A 1672-nucleotide genomic window follows, 5' to 3' on the forward strand; every position below is an offset into this window, starting at 1 on the left:
CCGTGAAAATGCGTGAGCCTTTGGGCCTCAATGATGTCGTCGCTCTGAGACTGGTGTGGTCCTCAGCTCGCCGATAGTCCTACGCAGGGTTCGATGTTGGATCACAGATCGCAATGTTCAGTTATGAATTTTTTGAACGAAGTCTCGAGTGCGTTTCCCTCGGCAGTCTCGCTGGCGTCTGGCAGACCGAGTGAGCGGTTCTTCGACAAGCTCGACCCCCAGGTGCTGTTGAATGCGCTAGTGGTATATGAACGCTATTCAGCTGGCGGTCACGGGGGCGGGCAATTATTGTCGCACTTGCTGCAGTATGGACGAACCGCCGGCATTATCGGCGAGCTCGTTGCGCAACAGGTCCGGTCTGATGAGGGGGTTCCCGCGAGGGCGGATCGCGTACTGATCACCTCAGGATGCCAGGAAGCGCTCGCACTCTGCCTCGCCGCGCTGTGCCCTGAAGCTGCGGATGTGCTCCTAGTCTGCAATCCCACGTATATTGGTGCGACCGGTGCAGGTAAGGCCGCAAGGGTCGCCGTTGCAGCATTGTCCAACTCAGCGCCTTGCGTTGCAGAGGCAGTCGAACTCGCCGTCCTACAATTGCGCCGGAATGGTCGGAGGGCCCGCGCTCTATACCTCATTCCCGATTTTGACAATCCGACCGGGCGCGTCCTCGATAAGGCCTCACGATGCGATATCCTTCAAGTGTGCGCAAGAAATCGGATTATCGTTCTGGAGGACAATCCATATCGGCTATTTCGGTATGAAGGTGATGAGATCCCTCCGATGGCCGCTTTGGATGAGGCAGGAAGTGTTATTTACCTGTCCACATTCTCCAAGACCTTGAGCCCAGCTCTCCGCGTGGGAGCTGCGATACTGCCCGATACAATATTTGGAGACGCGCGCGCTTGCCGGGCACTTTGGGAAAACCTGGTCCAGCTCAAGAGTTTCATTACCCTCAATACAAGCCATATTACACAAGCGATTGTAGCGGGACTCTTGATGGAGCAGGCAGTAAGCTTGCGTGGCTGGATTCGCCCCGCGCTGGATTGGTATCGTTCAAATCGCGACGTCATGGTGCGTCAGCTGGACAGTGTGTTTTCGCCTTTCCCCGAGCAGATACGATGGAATCGACCCTCTGGCGGCTTTTTCCTGTCTCTTGATCTTCCTTTCAGATTTGGCGCGGACAGCGCGGACGAGTGTGCAAGGTGTTACAATGTCATTGTTATGCCGATGAGCTTCTTTGCGTTGGATAACTCTCAAGACTGCCGGATTCGATTAGCATTCAGCGCGGTTACTCCCGAGCAAATCCGAACCAGTGTGACAGGTTTAGGCCGCTATGTGGCGCGGCGGTTGGGGAGGGAACTGCCCAGCTTAGTGGATGGACTGGCCGAGGGATGAAGATGGCACCTCACTCTTCACCGGAGCGCGCAAGCGCTTGCGAACCAGGCGATCGGGATAGGCCACAACCTGCAGCGCGATCAATCTCCTCCAGCGTCTTTGTTGGCAATGGTACGCTTGCTATCAGCTGCGCGCAGCTGGCAATGGAGGTGGGCCACGACATTCGCGTAGTGCTATGTGGCGACGCTATATTCGCGGATTGGGCGGCTCGCGCCAATATCCCGTGTATTGCGAGTGTTGACGAGCTCTGCTCTCGTTTGAAGGCCGAGCCGGTGGATTG

At 56.5% G+C, this 1672-nt stretch carries 1 protein-coding gene; it reads left to right on the top strand.

Going from position 1 to position 1672, the window contains the following annotated elements; translation table 11 throughout:
• Positions 1-123 precede the first annotated feature (123 nt).
• Positions 124-1392 (top strand): aminotransferase-like domain-containing protein, encoded by a 1269-nt coding sequence (locus tag NKI25_RS36130; protein WP_352786100.1) that lies wholly within the window; start codon positions 124-126, stop codon positions 1390-1392.
• Positions 1393-1672 lie beyond the last annotated feature (280 nt).

Source organism: Mesorhizobium sp. M0808, assembly GCF_040320025.1.
Lineage (GTDB): Bacteria > Pseudomonadota > Alphaproteobacteria > Rhizobiales > Rhizobiaceae > Mesorhizobium.

Coding starts and splice junctions, on each gene's coding strand:
- NKI25_RS36130 (WP_352786100.1), top strand. CDS start 124: ATGAATTTTTTGAACGAAGTCTCGAGTGCGTTTCCCTCGGCAGTCTCG.